Here is a 246-nt window from a genome sequence, read left to right as displayed (position 1 = left end):
ATGTGCATCACTAATCCAATCGCGATGCCTATCAGCATTTGCTCAATAATAATGCCAAGCCCTGCCCATGACATCAGCGGCACATTGGGCATAGGAGGGAGAACCGGCGCGATCACGATAGCAATGACAGCAGCCAGAGCCACTTTTGCTTGATTAGGGATGCTGGAGTGGCCCCATAAAGGTGTTGCTGTCATAAAGGCCGTGATACGTACAAAGGGCCAAAAAAAAGCCACCAGCCACCCTTGG

The 246-nt window shown here is 51.2% G+C and carries 1 protein-coding gene; it reads right to left on the bottom strand.

Translation table 11 applies throughout. From position 1 onward, the window contains the following. Nucleotides 1-246, bottom strand: a 246-nt coding sequence (locus SB753_RS40245) for a flagellar biosynthetic protein FliR (RefSeq protein WP_410805572.1), incomplete at both ends; no start/stop codon positions are given.

Origin of the sequence: Paraburkholderia sp. SIMBA_053, assembly GCF_046534895.1 — a bacterium.
GTDB lineage: Bacteria > Pseudomonadota > Gammaproteobacteria > Burkholderiales > Burkholderiaceae > Paraburkholderia > Paraburkholderia caledonica.
Note: the sequence above shows the minus strand (reverse complement) of the source record. Positions and strands in the feature narration are given on the sequence as shown.